The sequence below is a fragment of the Lyngbya aestuarii BL J genome (assembly GCF_000478195.2).
Classification (GTDB): domain Bacteria; phylum Cyanobacteriota; class Cyanobacteriia; order Cyanobacteriales; family Microcoleaceae; genus Capilliphycus; species Capilliphycus aestuarii.
This window is the reverse complement of the sequence record NZ_AUZM01000328.1, coordinates 1-603: the sequence shown is the minus strand read 5'-3', so window position 1 is coordinate 603 and position 603 is coordinate 1. Positions and strand designations below refer to the sequence as shown.

1 protein-coding gene and 1 pseudogene are annotated in these 603 nt (G+C 37.3%); one reads left to right on the top strand and one right to left on the bottom strand.

Translation table 11 applies throughout. From position 1 onward, the window contains the following. Positions 1–392: pseudogene (gene tnpA, locus M595_RS29885) on the bottom strand (IS200/IS605 family transposase); the annotation flags it as partial. A gap of 68 nt (positions 393–460) precedes the next feature. On the opposite strand from tnpA, the gene M595_RS29880 reads away from it, so the two are divergent. Continuing rightward, the coding region (locus tag M595_RS29880) for a helix-turn-helix domain-containing protein (protein ID WP_023069986.1) at positions 461–603 on the top strand (143 nt) is incomplete at its 3' end.

The following is a 603-nucleotide window of genomic DNA, read 5'->3' as shown; positions in this document are numbered from 1 at the left end:
TCGATATATTGTCGCCGAGTTGAAATAGTTATTCCACCACAACTAGCAACAAAGTAAGAGCCATTCCATAAAACATCTTTCCAATAGAAAGAATTTAAGTGGTCGGAAAATTCTTGTCTAAGCTTTCGAGACGTTACAGATTTGAGATTATTAACCAAATTACTTAAAGCAATATCACCGATGGTATTGAAAAAGAAGATGAACATGATTGTCTTCCCCGTTAAACTCAATTAATTTACAATCCCACTTATGAAGTAATTCTTCAAGGATGGAATGTAACCTATTCAGCATTTCAAGAGTAAAAACTTTCCGTCGATACAAAGTTTGTCAAAACCAAATGCACTTTGAGGTCACTGACAGACCTCCCGAGCGCTAACAAAATCGTTCTTCATAATCTCCACTTGAAAAAACTTGTGCTATATTCAGTGTATCTTGTAAATACAGCACTCAAACGAAGGGGGTGATTCAAGTGCATAGAGCAGTAAAGGTTAGGCTTTACCCAACACCCGAACAGGAATTGGCGTTAGTCAAATCGTTTGGTTGTGTACGGTGGTATTGGAATTTTGCCTTAAATGCCTGTATTCAGCACTATCAAGAAACTGG